A 537-nucleotide genomic window follows, 5' to 3' on the forward strand; every position below is an offset into this window, starting at 1 on the left:
ATCCGATCCATGAACCACACCAACCGCCAGGCTACCGCCTCGTTTACCGTGGCATTTCCGGTGCGCAGTTCCACGGCAGCAACGCTTCGTAGTCGGCTACCGACTGCGCATATGGCAGTTTTTCCAGTACGTGGCGCAGCCACTTAGTATGCGTCCGGCCAAGTCATCTCCCCAACCCCGCAACGCCAGTACATGGTGTGCACTTAAATTTAAGTGGGCACCAGTTCTAGCCTTCCAAGCGGGTATTTCATGCAGCCAACACGCCGTTCCTACTCCAAATCCTTCAAGGCCCAGGTCATTCAGGAGTGTGCCCAGCCCGGCGCCTCGATCGCCAGCATAGCCCTCAGCCATAGCCTCAACGCTAACCTCGTCCACAAATGGATTCGGGTGCAAGTGCAGAAAAGCACGGCCCTTCAACCTGCATTCATTCCATTGCCTATGCAAACAACGTATGCGATCCACAAACCCCACCTACCGTATGGCCGTGGTATGAAGTCAATCATCCGAGTCGGATACATGCTCCACTTGAGTTCTTAC

General features: G+C 54.9%; 1 protein-coding gene and 1 pseudogene. One reads left to right on the forward strand and one right to left on the reverse strand.

Translation table 11 applies throughout. From position 1 onward, the window contains the following. Positions 1–43: 43 nt before the first annotated feature. Positions 44–145, reverse strand: a pseudogene (locus tag PMI22_RS31060) (transposase domain-containing protein); the annotation flags it as partial. Between the two features lie 104 nt (positions 146–249). On the opposite strand from PMI22_RS31060, the gene PMI22_RS31070 reads away from it, so the two are divergent. Then, on the forward strand, positions 250–537 hold a 288-nt coding region (locus PMI22_RS31070), incomplete at its 3' end, for a transposase (RefSeq protein ID WP_007949553.1).

Origin of the sequence: Pseudomonas sp. GM21 (genome assembly GCF_000282215.1) — a bacterium.
Taxonomy (GTDB): Bacteria; Pseudomonadota; Gammaproteobacteria; order Pseudomonadales; family Pseudomonadaceae; genus Aquipseudomonas.